Origin of the sequence: Hymenobacter radiodurans, from assembly GCF_004355185.1 — a bacterium.
Classification (GTDB): Bacteria; Bacteroidota; Bacteroidia; order Cytophagales; family Hymenobacteraceae; genus Hymenobacter; species Hymenobacter radiodurans.
In genome coordinates this window covers 4,118,394-4,136,146 of record NZ_CP037922.1, presented here as the reverse complement: position 1 = coordinate 4,136,146, position 17,753 = coordinate 4,118,394, and the positions used below count along the sequence as shown (strand labels likewise).

Annotated in this window: 7 protein-coding genes, 2 tRNA genes, 3 rRNA genes and 1 pseudogene; 8 read left to right on the top strand and 5 right to left on the bottom strand. The window is 51.6% G+C overall.

The window, feature by feature from the left end; all coding sequences use genetic code 11:
• Positions 1-31: 31 nt before the first annotated feature.
• The 7 genes from EPD59_RS18775 to rrf all read left to right on the top strand — a co-directional run bounded on the left by EPD59_RS18775 (position 32) and on the right by rrf (position 8,220).
• A complete protein-coding gene (locus tag EPD59_RS18775; protein WP_133274120.1) occupies positions 32-1,348 on the top strand; it encodes an amino acid permease in 1,317 nt (438 codons plus the stop codon).
• Between the two features lie 52 nt (positions 1,349-1,400).
• On the top strand, positions 1,401-2,225 hold the full coding sequence (locus tag EPD59_RS18770) for an ion transporter (protein ID WP_133274119.1): 825 nt from the start codon (positions 1,401-1,403) through the stop codon (positions 2,223-2,225).
• 866 nt (positions 2,226-3,091) lie between these two features.
• Positions 3,092-4,604, top strand: a 16S ribosomal RNA gene (locus tag EPD59_RS18765).
• Positions 4,605-4,729: 125 nt separating this feature from the next.
• A tRNA-Ile gene (locus tag EPD59_RS18760) sits at positions 4,730-4,803 on the top strand.
• A 31-nt stretch (positions 4,804-4,834) separates the two neighbouring features.
• Positions 4,835-4,908, top strand: a tRNA-Ala gene (locus tag EPD59_RS18755).
• Between the two features lie 207 nt (positions 4,909-5,115).
• Positions 5,116-8,026, top strand: a 23S ribosomal RNA gene (locus EPD59_RS18750).
• 82 nt (positions 8,027-8,108) lie between these two features.
• Positions 8,109-8,220: ribosomal RNA gene (rrf, locus tag EPD59_RS18745) — 5S ribosomal RNA — on the top strand.
• Together the 16S, 23S and 5S rRNA genes with 2 tRNA genes alongside form the textbook arrangement of a ribosomal RNA operon.
• A gap of 309 nt (positions 8,221-8,529) precedes the next feature.
• On the opposite strand, the gene EPD59_RS18740 is transcribed toward rrf, so the two are convergent.
• From EPD59_RS18740 to EPD59_RS18715, 5 genes and pseudogenes are all read right to left on the bottom strand, one after another.
• Positions 8,530-9,810: a M16 family metallopeptidase gene (locus EPD59_RS18740; RefSeq protein WP_133274118.1), complete on the bottom strand. Its 1,281-nt coding sequence runs from the start codon at positions 9,808-9,810 to the stop codon at positions 8,530-8,532.
• A gap of 8 nt (positions 9,811-9,818) precedes the next feature.
• On the bottom strand, positions 9,819-11,036 hold the full coding sequence (gene porV, locus EPD59_RS18735) for a type IX secretion system outer membrane channel protein PorV (protein WP_133274117.1): 1,218 nt from the start codon (positions 11,034-11,036) through the stop codon (positions 9,819-9,821).
• Positions 11,037-11,082: 46 nt separating this feature from the next.
• A pseudogene (porU, locus tag EPD59_RS22880) lies at positions 11,083-15,041 on the bottom strand (type IX secretion system sortase PorU).
• Positions 15,042-15,158: 117 nt separating this feature from the next.
• Positions 15,159-15,848 (bottom strand): CDP-alcohol phosphatidyltransferase family protein, encoded by a 690-nt coding sequence (locus EPD59_RS18720; protein ID WP_133274114.1) that lies wholly within the window; start codon positions 15,846-15,848, stop codon positions 15,159-15,161.
• A gap of 89 nt (positions 15,849-15,937) precedes the next feature.
• The gene (locus EPD59_RS18715) at positions 15,938-16,501 is read right to left on the bottom strand and encodes an MBL fold metallo-hydrolase (RefSeq protein ID WP_317128400.1); all 564 of its coding nucleotides are present in this window, start codon (positions 16,499-16,501) and stop codon (positions 15,938-15,940) included.
• A 135-nt stretch (positions 16,502-16,636) separates the two neighbouring features.
• On the opposite strand from EPD59_RS18715, the gene EPD59_RS18710 reads away from it, so the two are divergent.
• On the top strand, positions 16,637-17,731 hold the full coding sequence (locus EPD59_RS18710) for an NAD(P)/FAD-dependent oxidoreductase (RefSeq protein WP_165963659.1): 1,095 nt from the start codon (positions 16,637-16,639) through the stop codon (positions 17,729-17,731).
• Positions 17,732-17,753: the final 22 nt, after the last annotated feature.

Below are 17,753 nucleotides of genomic sequence, written 5' to 3'. Positions count from 1 at the left end.
ACTCTATAATAAGAAGAGCTAAACGGCTTGTATGACCAAACCTAAGGTACCCACTTACCAGATCGGCTTAACTACTGGCGTAGCTTTGGTAGTAGCCAATATGGTAGGAACAGGTGTGTTTACCACCTTAGGCCTCCAACTACTGGATATTCAGAGTGGCTTTGTGGTGCTGATGCTGTGGGTTGTGGGGGGGCTTATTGCCTTATGTGGCGCTTGGTGTTACGCTGAGTTGGCTGCTGCAATGCCCCGCTCAGGAGGCGAGTATCATTACTTATCTCAAATTTATCATCCGGCTGTCGGATTCTTATCGGGTTGGGTATCTGCCACCGTGGGGTTCGCCGCTCCAACGGCACTCGGCGCAATGGCCCTAAGCAGTTATGCCACCAATGTGTGGCCAGCGCTAAATCCGCTATGGCTTTCTGTAACGGCAGTATTAGCGCTGACGGCGATTCACGCGACAAGCAGTCGGGCCGGAAGCTACTTACAAGTGATTATTACTGCGGTTAAAGTAATAGTCTTACTGGCCTTTATTGGAACAGGTTGGCTGCTTGCTGAGCCCCAGTTTATTCAATTTGCCCCCCAGGCCACCGATTGGAGGCAATTGCTCAGCCCTGAGTTTGCCGTAGCGTTGATATATGTTTCGTATGCCTACTCCGGGTGGAATGCAGTTGTTTATTTGGCGGGTGAGGTAAAAGCCCCCCAACGCAACTTACCGCGCATTTTGCTGCTAGGCACCTCTATAGTATGCCTCTTATACGTGGCTTTAAACTTCATCTTCCTTTATTCTACACCTATTACGAGCCTTGCTGGACAAGTGGAAGTAGGATATGTAGTTGCCAATCGGCTTTTCGGAGAATCAGTGGGGCGTCTTATGGGCGGTGTTATTGCAGGCTTGCTTTTGTCTACTGTGAGTTCTATGATTTTTGCCGGCCCGCGCATTGTGCAGATTATGGGCGAAGATCTGCCAGCCTTGCGTGAGATGGCCGCTGTAAGCAAAGCGGGAGTTCCGGTGCGCGCTATGCTGTTCCAGACGGCCTTAACGCTTCTCTTTCTTTTTACCTCCACTTTTAAGGCTGTATTACTCTATGCGGGCTTTATACTTAGCTTATTCACTTTTCTGACAGTAATGGGCTTGTTTGTGTTGCGCTGGCGTCAGCCCAACTTACCCCGGCCTTACCGCGCATGGGGCTACCCCTTAACGCCATTTATATTTCTGGTGCTAAGCGGCTGGACGCTGGTTTTTATTCTGCGCGACAATCCTACCGAGTCACTTTATGGACTGGCTACGCTTCTGGGAGGCTTATTTGTTTATTATGCAGGACCCCGAGTACGACCGAAGTCAGTTTGACCTTGGTGTTCTCCACTCGTATACTGCCTTACCTTAACAAAAAAGCTCGCTTGTGCCATACAACCCCTCTGCTCGACACTCGCGCTGGAAGCAAGCTGTATATCAGGTAGTATTCGAGGCAGATACGCACGCCGGGCAAGCCTTTGATGTTACTCTGCTGTGGGCTATACTAATCAGTGTGTTGGTAGTAATGCTCGAAAGCGTACAGAGTATAAACCAGCAGTACGGTCCTTACCTACGGGCCCTTGAATGGTTTTTTACCATCCTATTCACTATCGAATACATAATACGGCTTATTGTAGTGCGTCGGCCACTAGGTTATGCCTTTAGCTTTCTAGGCATAATTGACTTTCTGGCCATAATTCCGACGTTTTTGAGCCTGATTATAGTAGGTAGCCAATACCTACTGATCATCCGTACTATTCGACTGCTGCGAGTCTTTCGCATTCTTAAACTCAGTCGATTCGTGGGGGAGGCTGCCGTTATAACGGGAGCTTTAAAAGCTAGTCGTCATAAGATATTAGTGTTCTTAACCTCTGTTGTGGCTATGGTTGTTATAACAGGCACACTGATGTATGTGATTGAGGGTGGAAAGAATGGCTTCACCAGTATTCCCCAAAGTATTTACTGGGCTATCGTCACGCTTACTACAGTAGGATACGGTGATATTTCCCCAACAACTACCCTGGGAAAAGCATTAGCCTCCATTATCATGATTATGGGGTACGCTATTATCGCGGTTCCTACTGGTATCGTCACCGCCGAGCTATCGCGACCTTACCAGAAAACCTATAAGCACGTCATTTGCCACGTTTGCCAAGCCACCGATCATGAGGAGGATGCTGAGTTTTGTCGTAAGTGCGGGGAGAAGCTCTAAGATTCGGCTCACTTTACTCATTCTGAGAGAATTACAGCTCGATCTTAACTAGACGTTCTAAGGCATTGACCTGTTAAATATCTTTCAACAACCGATGAGTGGAATAGATGCCCGTAAGTATTGCGCCTAGTTCTATCAAACGGCTGTGACAGCAATAAAATCAACCGTTCAAAATAATCTGAAATAGTTGGTGAGTATAACGGCTTGTGCCTCAGAATGCTGATGGCGACCGAGGGCATGTAACAAGAGATGATTTGTGGGAATCTCCCCTCCCTACTTGCAAACAACGATTTTATCCTGCACTTTTGCACTCCCAATCCGAAACGCGGTGGGCAAAATAGGCCAAATTGCTCCTTTGAACTAGAAGACTGCGTTTTCCTGCTTATCTGTTTGAAAACGCAGAACTCAGCAAATGAATTTTTTACAAAAATCTATTTGCTTCATTAATTAAAAGGTTTGTACCTTTGCACTCCCAAATCAAAAGGAGTTGGGAAGTCAAGAAGTCTCAAGGACTTTGATAAGGCTTTTAAGACGAATATCTAGCTCGAAAATTTTAGAGAAAAATTCTAAATTTTTCTTGACAATCTAAAAAGAAAGCTTACCTTTGCATCCCCAATCCGAAAGAGGGTTGGTCTTTAAAAAAATAATGAGTCGCTCGACTCACAAGGCTCCTTCAATAGGAAGGGCGCATACGTTCTTTGAATGATTGGAAAGTAACGAATGGTAAACGTCTCAATTAAATTTTGGTAACAAGAGATAATGAGACAAGTAAGACCAAGCGACACGAATTAAATGATTACGTCAATACGTGAGCAAGGATCAGCCCATGACAGCAGCCTATGTTCGCATAGGTGAAGAGAATTTATACAATGGAGAGTTTGATCCTGGCTCAGGATGAACGCTAGCGGCAGGCCTAATACATGCAAGTCGAACGGGTGTAGCAATACACTAGTGGCGCACGGGTGCGTAACGCGTAACCAACCTACCTGGATCTGGGGGATAGCCCGCCGAAAGGCGGATTAATACCGCATAAGCCGTGTGAGTGGCATCACTTGGACGGTAAAGATTTATTGGATTCAGATGGGGTTGCGTAGCATTAGCTAGATGGCGGGGTAACGGCCCACCATGGCGACGATGCTTAGGGGACCTGAGAGGGTGATCCCCCACACTGGCACTGAGATACGGGCCAGACTCCTACGGGAGGCAGCAGTAGGGAATATTGGGCAATGGGCGAGAGCCTGACCCAGCCATGCCGCGTGCCGGATGAAGGCCTTCTGGGTTGTAAACGGCTTTTCTCAGGGAAGAAAAAGAGGATGCGTCCTAAACTGACGGTACCTGAGGAATAAGCACCGGCTAACTCCGTGCCAGCAGCCGCGGTAATACGGAGGGTGCAAGCGTTGTCCGGATTTATTGGGTTTAAAGGGTGCGTAGGTGGCTTGTTAAGTCCGGGGTGAAAGCCCACAGCTCAACTGTGGAACTGCCCTGGATACTGGCAAGCTTGAGAGTAGTCGAGGGTGGCGGAATGGACGGTGTAGCGGTGAAATGCATAGATACCGTCCAGAACCCCAATTGCGTAGGCAGCTGCCTAGGCTACATCTGACACTGAGGCACGAAAGCGTGGGGAGCGAACAGGATTAGATACCCTGGTAGTCCACGCCGTAAACGATGGATACTCGTTGCCAGCGATAGACTGTTGGTGACTTAGCGAAAGCGTTAAGTATCCCACCTGGGGAGTACGCTCGCAAGAGTGAAACTCAAAGGAATTGACGGGGGCCCGCACAAGTGGTGGAGCATGTGGTTTAATTCGATGATACGCGAGGAACCTTACCTAGGCTAGAATGCGCGTGACCGCCTGAGAGATCAGGCTTTCCTTCGGGACACAAAGCAAGGTGCTGCATGGCCGTCGTCAGCTCGTGCCGTGAGGTGTTGGGTTAAGTCCCGCAACGAGCGCAACCCCTACTTTTAGTTGCCAGCGGGTTAAGCCGGGGACTCTAGAAGGACTGCCTGCGCAAGCAGTGAGGAAGGCGGGGACGACGTCAGGTCATCATGGCCCTTACGCCTAGGGCTACACACGTGCTACAATGGCCGGTACAGAGGGTCGCTACTGCGCGAGCAGACGCCAATCTCACAAAACCGGTCTCAGTTCGGATCGGAGTCTGCAACTCGACTCCGTGAAGCTGGAATCACTAGTAATCGCGTATCAGCAATGACGCGGTGAATACGTTCCCGGGCCTTGTACACACCGCCCGTCAAGCCATGGAAGTCTGGTAGACCTGAAGCTGGTGCTCGTCACAGAAGCCAGTTAGGGTAGAACAGGTAACTGGGGCTAAGTCGTAACAAGGTAGCCGTACCGGAAGGTGCGGCTGGATCACCTCCTTTCTGGAGCGTCCTTGCTCACGACGTAATCAATTGTGTCAATTGTCTTGCATATTATTCGTTACTCCTTTCATTCAACGTTTTTAGGATTCACTATATACCTATCAATGTAGGTGTAAAGTTGACTCGGGCTAGTAGCTCAGGTGGTTAGAGCGCGACACTGATAATGTCGAGGTCCGTGGTTCGAGTCCACGCTGGCCCACAGGGGGAAGGCGGGGAGGAGCAGAGCACACGGGGGATTAGCTCAGCTGGCTAGAGCACCTGCCTTGCACGCAGGGGGTCAACGGTTCGAATCCGTTATTCTCCACTAGAGTTGCCCACAGATGGTGGGTAGGCTAGGAGAGTACTCAATACACACTACTAAGCGAGGTCACTCCTTAGTAGTACTGTGTCTTCAACCGGAAGACAGATGTTCTTTGACGTAGGATAACGAGTAAGAAGAAAAAGAAAGAAGCGAGGATTACTTCAATGTAGTTTCTTGTTATGAGCCCTCCTTTCCTTGTGGAAGGAGATAAGGTAAGTAAACAAGGGCACACGGGGGATGCCTAGGCTCTCAGAGGCGAGGAAGGACGTGATAAGCTGCGAAAAGCCGCGGGGATTGGCACATACGAGGTGATCCGCGGGTATCCGAATGGGGCAACCCACCTGTGTGAAGCACAGGGGCGTCTATCTTTAGTGGTAGACGGGCAAACCCGGGGAACTGAAACATCTAAGTACCCGGAGGAACAGAAAATAACAATGATTCCCTAAGTAGTGGCGAGCGAACGGGGACGAGCCCAAACCGGGTTGGTTACGGCCAGCGCGGGGTTGTAGGACCTCAACATCTGATTGTTTGGTTTTAGCTGAACGACGTGGGAAAGTCGATCATAGAGGGTGAGAATCCCGTAAGCGAGAGAATCAAGCACGGTAGAGGATTCCTGAGTAGGGGGGGACCGGAGAAATCCCCTCTGAATCCAGCGGCACCATCCGCTAAGGCTACATACTCCTGAGAGACCGATAGTGAACCAGTACCGTGAGGGAAAGGTGAAAAGAACCTCGAATAGAGGAGTGAAAAGAACCTGAAACCGTGTGCTTACAAGCGGTCGGAGCCCTTTTGTGGGGTGACGGCGTGCCTTTTGCATAATGAGCCTACGAGTTACTCCTCCCTGGCAAGGTTAAATGACTCAAGTCATGGAGCCGCAGCGAAAGCGAGTCTGAATAGGGCGCAGAGTCAGGGGGGTAGACGCGAAACTTTGTGATCTACCCATGACCAGGGTGAAGGTTGGGTAAAACCAACTGGAGGCCCGAACCAGTTTCCGTTGAAAAGGATTTGGATGAGTTGTGGGTAGGGGTGAAAGGCCAATCAAACTGAGAAATAGCTCGTACTCCCCGAAATGTATTTAGGTACAGCGTCGGCGTTGAGTTACGTGGAGGTAGAGCTACCGATTGGACTAGGGGGTGTCAAAGCCTACCGAATCCAGACGAACTCCGAATGCCACGTAATATAGCCGGCAGTGAGGCGTGGGGTGCTAAGGTCCCATGCCGAGAGGGAAAGAACCCAGACCATCCGCTAAGGTCCCTAAATTCGGACTAAGTTGAACAAAGGAGGTCCACTTGCCTTGACAGCCAGGATGTTGGCTTGGAAGCAGCCATTCATTTAAAGAGTGCGTAACAGCTCACTGGTCGAGCGAGAGGGCATCGATAATACGCGGGCATCAAGTCCGGTACCGAAGCGATGGATTTATGCTATGCATAAGTGGTAGGGGAGCATTCTAGCAGCGGTGAAGGTATGCTGTCAGGCGTGCTGGAGCGGCTAGAAAAGCAAATGTAGGCATGAGTAACGATAAGGCGGGTGAGAAACCCGCCCCCGATAGACTAAGGTTTCCTGCTCAACGCTAATCGGAGCAGGGTTAGTCGGGACCTAAGGCTACGCCGAGAGGCTACGTCGATGGACAGCTGGTTGATATTCCAGCACTTACAATGAGAAGTGATGCAGTGACGCAGAAGTGAAAGTACCGCGGGCGGACGGAAGTGCCCGTTGAAGCGCGTAGGTATAGAGACAGTAGGTAAATCCGCTGACTTTGCTGAAACGTGATAGTACCCTACGGCCTCGGCCACGGGGATAGTGTACCTAATCAGACTGCCAAGAAAACCTGCTAAGCGTTTTAATCTTATTGTAACCCGTACCGCAAACCGACACAGGTAGTCAAGGAGAGTATCCTGAGGGGCTCGAGTGAATCACGGCCAAGGAACTCGGCAAAATGGACCTGTAACTTCGGGAGAAGGGTCGCTTCCTTGTCGCAAGACAAGAAGCCGCAGTGAAAAGGCCCAGGCGACTGTTTAACAAAAACACATGACTTTGCGAACGCGTAAGCGGAAGTATAAGGTCTGACACCTGCCCGGTGCCGGAAGGTTAAGAGGGGAACTTAGTCGCAAGGCGAAGGTTTGAATCGAAGCCCCGGTAAACGGCGGCCGTAACTATAACGGTCCTAAGGTAGCGAAATTCCTTGTCGGGTAAGTTCCGACCTGCACGAATGGTGTAACGATCTGGGCGCTGTCTCAGCCGTGAGCTCGGTGAAATTGTAGTCTCGGTGAAGATGCCGAGTACCCGCCACGGGACGGAAAGACCCCGTGCACCTTTACTATAGCTTGACATTGACGCTGGGTAACACATGTGTAGGATAGGTGGGAGGCTATGAGCCGGAGGCGCCAGCTTTCGGGGAGCCAACGTTGAAATACCACCCTTGTGTTACTCGGTGCCTAATCTCCGAGACGGGGAAACAGTGTCTGGTGGGTAGTTTGACTGGGGTGGTCGCCTCCAAAAGAGTATCGGAGGCTTTCAAAGGTCCGCTCAGTACGCTTGGTAACCGTACGCAGAGCGCAATAGCAGAAGCGGGCTTGACTGTGAGGCCTACAAGCCGAGCAGGGTCGAAAGACGGATATAGTGATCCGGTGGTTCCGCATGGAAGGGCCATCGCTCAAAGGATAAAAGGTACGCCGGGGATAACAGGCTGATCTCCCCCAAGAGCTCATATCGACGGGGAGGTTTGGCACCTCGATGTCGGCTCGTCACGTCCTGGGGCTGGAGAAGGTCCCAAGGGTTCGGCTGTTCGCCGATTAAAGTGGCACGCGAGCTGGGTTCAGAACGTCGTGAGACAGTTCGGTCCCTATCTGTGGTGGGCGTTAGAGATTTGCGAGGACCTGTCCTTAGTACGAGAGGACCGGGATGGACCAGCCGCTAGTGCACCGGTTGTGGCGCCAGCTGCAGCGCCGGGTAGCTACGCTGGGATGAGATAAGCGCTGAAAGCATCTAAGTGCGAAACTCACCTCAAGATGAGATCTCTCATATACGAAGAGTCGTGGTAGACTACCACGTCGATAGGCTACAGGTGGAAGGTCCGAAATGGCTGAGCCGAGTAGTACTAATGACTCGAACACTTACCTAGTACCAGCTCTTTTCTGTGGCTTCTTACTCGTTTTCTACGTCAACGTTTTTGTTGTGGCTGTGCACTAGCCACAACCGCCAGTAATGGTGGCTTTAGCCCGGGTGTTCACCTCTTCCCATTCCGAACAGAGCAGTTAAGCCCCGGAGCGCCTATGGTACTACCTTCACCGGTGGGAGAGTCGGTCGCCGCCAACCTTACTTTCAGTTCAGCCCCCAGCGTCCCTTTATCAGCGGATGCGGGGGGCTGTTCGCGTTTACACAAGACGTTCCCTGCCCTGCTGGAAATGACCCTATAAGCGTGATACTAATGAATGGGATGGGGTGCTGTTTAATGCTTCTCACAAACCATTTTAGATGTGTTCTCATCCTCAAGACCTATTACTTTATACCGAATAAGTGTCAGATAATAAAAGCCCCCTAAAGAATAGCTTCAGGGGGCTTTTATTGTTTATTAATATGCGCGGTAAACCGTGGTTGTGCAGATATATGAATTGAAATATAAAATTATCTAATAGGTCCAGCCACAACTTCTATCATATGCTCGGGCGTTAGATATTCCTGGGCCAACTGCTGTAAATCATCTGCGCTAACAGAATTAACTTGTGTTAAGAACTCCGAATAATGATTACTTGGAAGACCTAACAGAACAACTGTTTTATACTTATCACATTGCTCGAAAACGGTACTAAGTTCATTAGCGAACTTACCAGCCATATACGTTTTCACGGTTTGTAATTCCTCGATTGGAATAAGTTCTTCTTGCAGTCGGCGTAATTCGATATGGACCTCTCTGATTGCTGCATCAGCACTGGCTGCATTCACGTCTGTGCCGATTACAAACATGCTCGCATGTTCGCGGGGAGCTATACTAGAATAGATACCATACGTGAATCCTTTATCCTCCCTAATGTTCTTCATTAGTCGAGACCCAAAATAGCCCCCCAACACTTTAACTAATACTTGCAAGCGATGTGCATCTGGGTGGATAGGACTTGGCCATAGGCGTCCAATCCGTAGTGATGCTTGTAGACTTTGCGCAACGGTGACATAATCATGTTGAGCAACTGTTAAGATCTCAGGTTCAGCTTGTATTGTTGATGCTTGATGATTAGCAGAACCTTGGCCAAAAGTTTGGGTAACAAGTTGCTCATGCTGATCAGAAATGTCGCCACAGAGAAATATTTCTGCGGAGCTAACTTGGTAAGCAGTATGATAAAATGCTTTGACTAGCTCAGGAGTAAGCCTCTCAAATGAGTTCTCATCGAAGGTTACCCCGTAAGGATAATTATTGCCAAACAAATTGTGGGAGAAACGCTCAGCAGCTAAATAGCCAGTCTTTTGCCGCTCTATTCTTACATTTTGAATGGTGCGTGACTTCAGTAAGTCAAATTCTGCAGTTGGAAAAGTTGCTTCTGTAGCAACATCCAATACGAGTGGTAGGAGCGCTTCAAGATGGCGAGTGAGGCAATATAGAGTTAGCGTAGCTCGATCAAAGCCTTGCTCACACTCAAGCGAAGCACCATAGAAAGCTATAGTGTCGGCAATTTGACGAGCTGTGCGGCTTTTGGTTCCTTCTAGAAGCATGCGAGCGGCAAGAAGCGATATACCAGGTAGTGGCTCGTACCATTTCCCGGCCGGAAACACTATCTGTAGCCGAATGACGGGTTGGGCATCGTTGCGCAATACGTGCAAACGAGCGCCATTAGGGAGTGAAAACACGTCAGCCGCGGGCAGTGTCACACTGGCCAGCGGCTGAACGGGAGGAGCGACTTTACGGTCGAGCATAGAGCGAGTTAGTTGGTAGGGGAGGTGTCGTTGCCGAAAGCCTCCTCCAACTTATTGAAGTTGAAGTGTAACGATACCCGAATGGTTTGTGCTAAAGGATTCGCTCGGGAGTTAGGAACCAAATAAGCGCCATCAATTCCGAATACTTGAAAGCGCCCTCCCAAACCTAAGCTGAGGTAGCGACGGTCGCCTTTGTCCGGGTTTTCGTAGAAGTATCCTACGCGAGCCATCAGCAAATCCTTGTACGTGTACTCCAGACCAGCGGAAAGGTTAATTTCTTGTAGCTCTTCAGAAAAGCCCCCCGGCGCGTCACTAAAGGAAGTTGTAATGGCACTAACTACACCTAGTTGTCTCCTCTTTTCATTCTCAGCATCACGGCGCAGAAGGTAAGCTTGCTGACTGGCATTGTCCGTAGCTACGTTGTCTTCGTAATAAGGGCTAGGCACTAATAGCTTGGTGCCATCGAGGGTTAGAGTGAGCTTATTATACGGATCAAGCTCGCGGGTGATGGCTGTGCCTAATCTGATGTTCATCGGCAGGAAGTCGGCCTGATTGGCATCAGTGTAAGTCATTTTATTACCAATGTTGGCAATAGCAGCCCCTAAAGCCAAATTATAGGCACCACCACCGATGCTCAAGTCGCGGGTATAATAGGTGCCTAAGTCAACGGCTAGAGCGTTGCCCGGTTTGGAGTCACCACCGCTGGTAGGACCGACAAGGTTGGAGCGAATGTAACGCGCCGTAACGCCCACGCCTAGGTACTCGCTGAGCTTCTGCCCGTAGGATAAAGCAAAAGCGTACTCCTTCGGGTTAAACTCTCCTTCTGGCTGATTGGCGGCCGAGCGCAGCGCAATGCTTCCTAAGTCGAAATAAAGAAGTGAAGCTGAGATGGCACCACGCTGGTTAAGTTTGGCGTAGCCCGATAGGTAAGCCAAACCCATATCGTCGGTGATGGAACGCAGCCACGGCGTGTAGGAAGGCGATACGCTATACTGATTCGGTACAAAGCCTAGCTTGCCCGCGTTGTAGTAGGCAGAGTTGGCATCGGGTGAAGTGGCCACGCCGGCTTCGCCAAGAGCAGCACCCCGAGAATCAGGGCTGAGGGTGAGAACTGGAACTGCGGTGGTAATGACTTTCGAGTTGGTAATCTGGGCCGTAGCCGCAATCGACAAACCCAACAAACCGGGGAGAAGCGCATAGCGCAGTGGCAGCTTCGACAAGAGCATATAATCGGGAAAAGATGAGCTGAAAGATAAAGGTGAGGCCAGTAAGTTAATTCAGAAGAACTAGTTTTTCGTATTTAGAAGCCGTAGAGCCATCACGCGGAGAACGCACGCTGACTCGATAAACGTACACACCGCGGGCTAATTGGTCATTAAACTCGTCCCGTCCGTCCCAGGTGATGTCACTGAGGTGTGAACTGCTGCTAATAGCGGTAGTGCGCAAAGTGCGAACCAATTTGCCCGACACCGTAAAGATCTGTACCTGAATATCCAAATCGTCGCCGGTGCGATTGTGGTCAAAGTGAAACGTAGTAGCACGGGAAAACGGATTGGGATAGTTCAATACATGATCGAGCGCCAACTTCTCGGTGCGGGCCGCAATAAATTCAATTTCTTTTTCAGCGGAGTTATTAAACGTATCCCAGGCTTTTACTCGAAGCAAATGAGGACCAGGAGCTAAGTCTTCAAATACATATCGCACCCGCCCGACCTGAAAACTATCAACCTCGGCTGTATAGTAATCGTTTAGAACGACGAGTTGGCTTACATCGTTATCCAGGGTGGCTGTTATTTCGTGGCCAATACCTGAACCTGCCGTATTAATGCCATTATCATCACGCAAACGACTGATGAGCGTGGTAGAAGTGCCGGTGAGGCCGCCGAATACAAACGATTCCGTATCCATGAATAGCCGGATATCTGGGGGAATTGTATCGGTGGCAGCATTGTCTAAAACGCCCCCCACCACTACGTTTGTAGCACCGCTGGCATCGGTTCGCCGAATGGTATCGGCGGCATAGAGGCTTATCTTCCCTTGGCCGAAGCTGTAATTAATATCTTTGGGCACGACAAAAGTGAGCTTAAATTCACCATTGCGCACGCTGGCTTGACCATCATAAATAATATCGCGCTGCACTGCTATCGTGGGGCGGCCATCATTTATTTCATTGCCTAGCAGCGTAACGGTAGCGGGCTTCTCGAATACAGTCACCTGTACTTTGCCACTAAAACCAGCGTCGATGGTACCTGCGGCTGTTGTTACAGTACCGGCTAAGTCTACGCGGGAAAGTGCCCGGAGTGTGTCAGTAGCGGATTCAATTGGTTGGCCATTCAACTGCCGAATAGCGGCTGACTGCTCAGGATAAGCTAAGCGCGCAGAAGGATCACCGAGAAGGGAGAAGTTGCGGTTATTATCGCCGGCTTGACTGCCGTTTTTGGTAAGCGCCATGACGTCGCCTAAGCGAGGCATACGACCATTGACTGGCGCAAAAACCACGGCAAAGAAGCGCTCATTCAGAAAACGGTTAAACGTAGATATAACCACACGGGTGGTCGTCAGCAAGCCGATAGCCCCCCTGTCACGTTCGTAAGGGCAACTTCGCCCGCCGAATCAAATTCTGGGTCATCGTAGGTACTGAAATCGCAGGTAGCCGTGAGCATAAATGTGGGCCGTGTTATATTTTCTAAATTCAGAACGTCAGATTTTGTGAAAATCTGCTCATCGGTCCAGCCACGCACTCCACCATGGCCCGCATAATTGACGATAAGCGACCCTTGCTCAATCGCTTCATCAATGGCCCGGGTGGCACTGGGTGAATTTTGCCCCCCAGCACCCGCCACCTGTGGGTACATATCGAGGTAAACTTTGTGCACGTTGTAGGCTGGGCGGCGTGTCACTAGGTCGTTGGCCAACGGCTCGGTAGATGACAACACATGCTCATTGGCGTCGCCATCGTCGGCGACGAAAGTGACGCGGTTGCGCCATTTGCCATACGCCGCCGGCGAGTCGTAGGTAATAAGCTTATCCACCACCAACTTAGCCTGAGCGGTTGAGCGGGGCTGATCAGCGGGGGTGCGCACGGGCAAACGACCGATGCCAATATCGAGGCCTTCACTAGTCGGGCGGCCACCCTCATCCCAGCGGCCTTCGTCGTCATCTAAAAGACCAAAATAATCGTCGGAGGAATAGGAGAGGGCGGGAGCGCCGGGTCGAGGAAAAACGCGATTGAAGGACTCGCGCGACTCATACACCGGCACGAAGTTCTGATTGATTCTATCGATGTCTGTTGCGCCACTTTCGGATAGCCGCCGCTGCTTCCACCACGCTGGCACTTTCGTCAGATCATTTGTGGGGTCTGATTTATAGTCGTATGAAGCATCGCCGAAGAGCAAAAGCATCGTGCGCTTGCCAGCCGGCGTCCGGTCATAAATCATTTTCATGAAGTCGCGGATAGCCGTTACGTCCTGACCGCCCGAACTGAACTCATTATATATCTGCTCCGTCGTGACCACCACTACGTTGAGCTTATCAGCGGGGCGGGCGGGGTTACGCCGATATTCAGCTAAGCGCTCAGCCTCGGCCCGAAACAGCGGGTGCGTCACGATCACGAAGTCCAGCCGCCCATCAAGGTTCAGTGCGTGCAGATTTTGAGGTGCTACTCGACCAAAACTGCGCGGTGCTTCAAAGCTGGAACCCGAAAAGGCAATGAATTCGCGTAGAGAATCGGTAGGAGCCACAAAAGCGCCGCTGGCATCGAGCAGGCGAGCTACCGGCCGGCGCGGATTGGTAACATCCCATATTGTAACGCCAGCGGCATTCGCTACGGTAAATCGGCTGACGGCACCCCGAGCGATATTTTCGAACGAGCGGAATTCAAGCTGAGGTGCTACAAAGCGTAACTGCCGCTGGGCATTCAGCTCCAAGTAATCAAGGTAGCCGGCAGCAGAAGGATTGGTGGCATTATACGTCAGCGAGACACGCAAATCAGTAGTGGCCGGCGCGGGCAGAGACGCTGTAATCAGGCTGATATTGGCTATCTCGGGGAAGAAGTTGGAGCTGTAGCCAGCTACCGATTGAGAAGCCACATTTTGCCCCCCAACGCTGATTTGAAAACTGGAAGCACTATTCGACGCCGCTGCTACCGATGACGTAAGCTGCACTGGGGAGCCGGGAACGAGGTCGGGAATGGTAAACGAAATTTCCTGACGCCCACCTGACTCAAACTTTTCGCCCAGCCATTGCCGGCCCGATTTGAGCAAATTGATCAGATCAATCTCATGAAATTTCCGCTCTGCAAAGGTTGTGATGGTGGCGGTGGGAGAGGCCGTGATGGCCGGAGCCGTGGCTACTCGTTTGCCCGCTGCCGTGCCAACCGTTAAAAAGTAGTAGGCGGTATCCGTATACAGATGGTAGGAGTGCCGAAAACGATTAACAGTTGGCGCTTCTCGCTCCCACGTATGCGGGCCACGCGCGTAGAACAGCACGTATTCGTTGTCGTTGAAGGTGGCGTCGTTGTTATCGTTGGCCACGAAAACGGCATTTTCAATCAGGTCATCGGGCCGGTAGGTACTGTTGGGCTGCGGTAGCATGCCCGTAGCGTTGCCGTAAAGCTGAAGGCGGCGCGGATCAAGCGTTTGCGGATTGAGACCCATAGCCGATAAAGCGGCCTTATCCAGCTTATAGATGCCGCTAGTAGGAACTCCAATCTTAAACCAGTCGCCCTGCTGAAGCACCGATGCGCTTGGATGCGGACGTCCGCCGCGGGCCGCCGCCAGCGGTGCAACTACGTAGGTGTACTCGAAGGAAACCAAGCGTTCTGCCTGTCCGCTCTGCGCATTGCGTCGTACGGGCTGGAACGTAAGAAAACTTACGGGTGCACGCAGCTCCGTAGCAATGCGCAGGCTTAAAGTGGGCTCGGGGGGCAAATTTGCTGCTGCAAGAAGTGTAGCATCTGCGGCAGAAAACGGCTCATATATGGCATTGCGAAGCTGGCCGCTAACCACCCGACCATTGAGGCGCAATGTGTAGGTGCCAACGCGGTCGGTGGGCATGTAGGTGGCACCCCGAAACGAAGGGGTGCGGCTAGCTTGCCCGGCCCGCGTGTACACGGTTTCGTAGCCTTGCCACTCCACAGTGGCTTGCACTGTTTGCTCGGTAGCTTGGGCCCGCGCAGTGTTCGCAAAGCCCGCCAACCCCCAAATGAGCAGCAGAAGCCGAAAAAAGCGCATAAACGTGTTAAGCGATAGAGAGCAGATAAGCGGGAAATAATAAGCGTAGGTGCGGCGGCCAACTACATAACTATCAGTTGTTACAAATATTGTAAAATGAAGTTGAACGCCGGAAAATCACCCAAAAGACGGGCGAAACAAGGAAAGCAGCACGTACAGCAAAATGATAAGCGGAATGGCGGCAGCTTGCAAAACCAACAGCAGAATCAGCGCTAGTATCAGAAACAGAAAACGTAGCGAATTGTCCTGCCAACTCAGATTCTTGAATTTTAAAGCAAACAACGGCAACTCCGCAACCAGCAAGCCTGACAGTAGTAGCGTTAGACCGAGCAGTACCCACGGGTTCAGAATAATCGACGAGAGATGGTAGGTATCATAGGTCAGAATGAGGGGTAAAGAAGCCACAACCAACGTGCAGGCAGGTGTTGGCAAGCCAATGAAAGAGGTAGTCTGGCGGGTATCGTTGTTGAACTTCGCTAAGCGCAGGGCCGAGAATACGGTCAGGATAAAGCCAGCGTAAGGCAGCCAGTCGGGCAGTGAATTTGCCCCCTGGCCCAGCAAATGGTACAGCATCGCGCCCGGCACCACGCCGAACGAAACCATATCGGCTAAGGAGTCGAGGTCTTTGCCAATAGGCGAGCTGGCGTGCAGGGCGCGGGCCACGAGGCCATCAGCAAAATCAAACAAGGCGGCCAAGCCCACCAGATAAGCGGCCAGCTCCAATCGACCAGCAAAAACGCTGCAAAGCGCCAGACAGCCCGCAAATAAATTGAGGCAGGTAATGGCGTTGGGCAAATGATTCTTCATGAAGACTAAAAAACGACGTTAGCGCAGAAACGGATTGGAACGCCGTTCGGCCCCAATAGTAGTAGCTGGGCCGTGCCCAGGATACACGGTTACCGAATCGGGGAGGGTAAGGAGTTGGGTGCGAATGCTTTCAATGAGTGTATCATAATTGCCCCCGGCAAATCGGTGCGGCCAATGCTGCCCTGAAACAGTACGTCACCGCCAATAACAGTTTCGGTAGGCGCGTGGTAGAATACAACGTGGCCGGGCGCGTGGCCAGGGGCAAAGCGTACTTCCAAGATGGTGTCGCCAAAAGTAACGGGCTCGCCGGGTGTCAAAAACCCAGTGGGCTCGGCGGGGTTATAGAGGGGGAAGCCGTAGCTGGGCGCATAAGTAGGAACGGCCCGCAATACGCTCAGGTCGGCTTCATGAATCAGGAAAGGAACCTGGTAAGTGTCGAGTATAAACTGATTGCCAAAGACATGGTCGATGTGGCAATGGGTATTCAGTAGCAACACGACCTGCAGGCCTTCGGCTTCAATAAAGGCTTTCAGAGCTTGTTGCTCCGCTTTCTCGTAGCAGCCAGGGTCAATGACGACGCATTGCTTGGTGGCATCATGCAGCAGATAAGTGTTTTCGGAAAAAGCGTTGAAAGTAAAACCAGATACGGTCATAGAGCTACTTATAGGGAACCGGCGCGCGCCAAATGTAATTGGGAGGGTAAGTTACGATGAGTAGCGTGAAGTTGCGTGAGCCCGGCGCCAGGTGCTTCCTTTATGCCGCGGCCATTTTCGCCTTACCTTGCCCCCATGACCTCTTACGACTACCTTATTCTTGGTCACGGCTTGGCCGGTGCTACCCTGGCCTATGAACTGCGACAGCGCGGCCGCACTGTTTTGGTGCTCGATGAAACGCGCCCCGATTCGGCTTCTAACGTCGCCGCTGGCCTGATGAATCCCGTAACCGGCCAGCGCTTCGTTCTGACCTGGCTAGCCGATGAGCTACTGTCCGCAGCAGCCGTATTTTATCGGAAGCTGGAAGCAGAATATGGGCAGCAGTTTTTCTTCGAAACGCCAATCCTCAAGCTGTTCTCCTCCGTGAAGGAGCAGAATGATATAGTATCCCGTAGTGCTGATGAGCCTTGGGGGGCTTTTGTGGAGGAAATAAGCTCAGCCTTGCCACCTATTACGGGCGTAAAAACGGGCCTGGGGGGCATTTTTATTCGCCGTTGCGGCTATGTAGCCGTGCGCGAAATGTTGGCCGCGCTAGCCGCTGACGGACTCCATAACGGCTGGTTGCGGCACGAAACTTTTGCCTGGAATGACCTTGTTATCGACCAAACTGGAGTGACTTATAAAGGCGCGATACAGGCGCGCCAGTTTGTTTGTTGTGAAGGTGCCGCTGCCATGCGAAACCCGTACTTCAATTGGTTGCCGATTACGGCGAACCAAGGCGAGGTACTGGACGTGCAGTGCGATGGTTTATCAACGGAGCAGGTGCTGAACAAAGGCGGCTACGTGGTGCCGCTCGGCGCCGGGCAGTTTCGCGTAGGGGCTACGTATCGCTGGCCGCCGCTGCCCTTGGGCACTACCCCGGAGGCGCTTACGGAACTTGGTCAGCGCTTTAGTGAAATGTCCGATCAGCCATTTACGGTAGTCGATCAGCGGGCAGGTTTTCGGCCCGCCGTGCGCGACCGAAAACCTGTGCTGGGCACACATCCAGCTTGGCCGGTTTTGAGTATATTTAATGGCTTCGGCTCTAAGGGCGTAATGCTGGCTCCGCGGCTGGCAACCCATTTTGCCAACGTGCTGGAAGGCACCGAAGCGCTGTGGCCCGAGGTCAATATTTCGCGGTATCATTCGTTGTATATTTCCGTACCTAGTGAGGTCGGCGTTTCTTCCTGATTTTCTGCCCTTTTGCTATCCA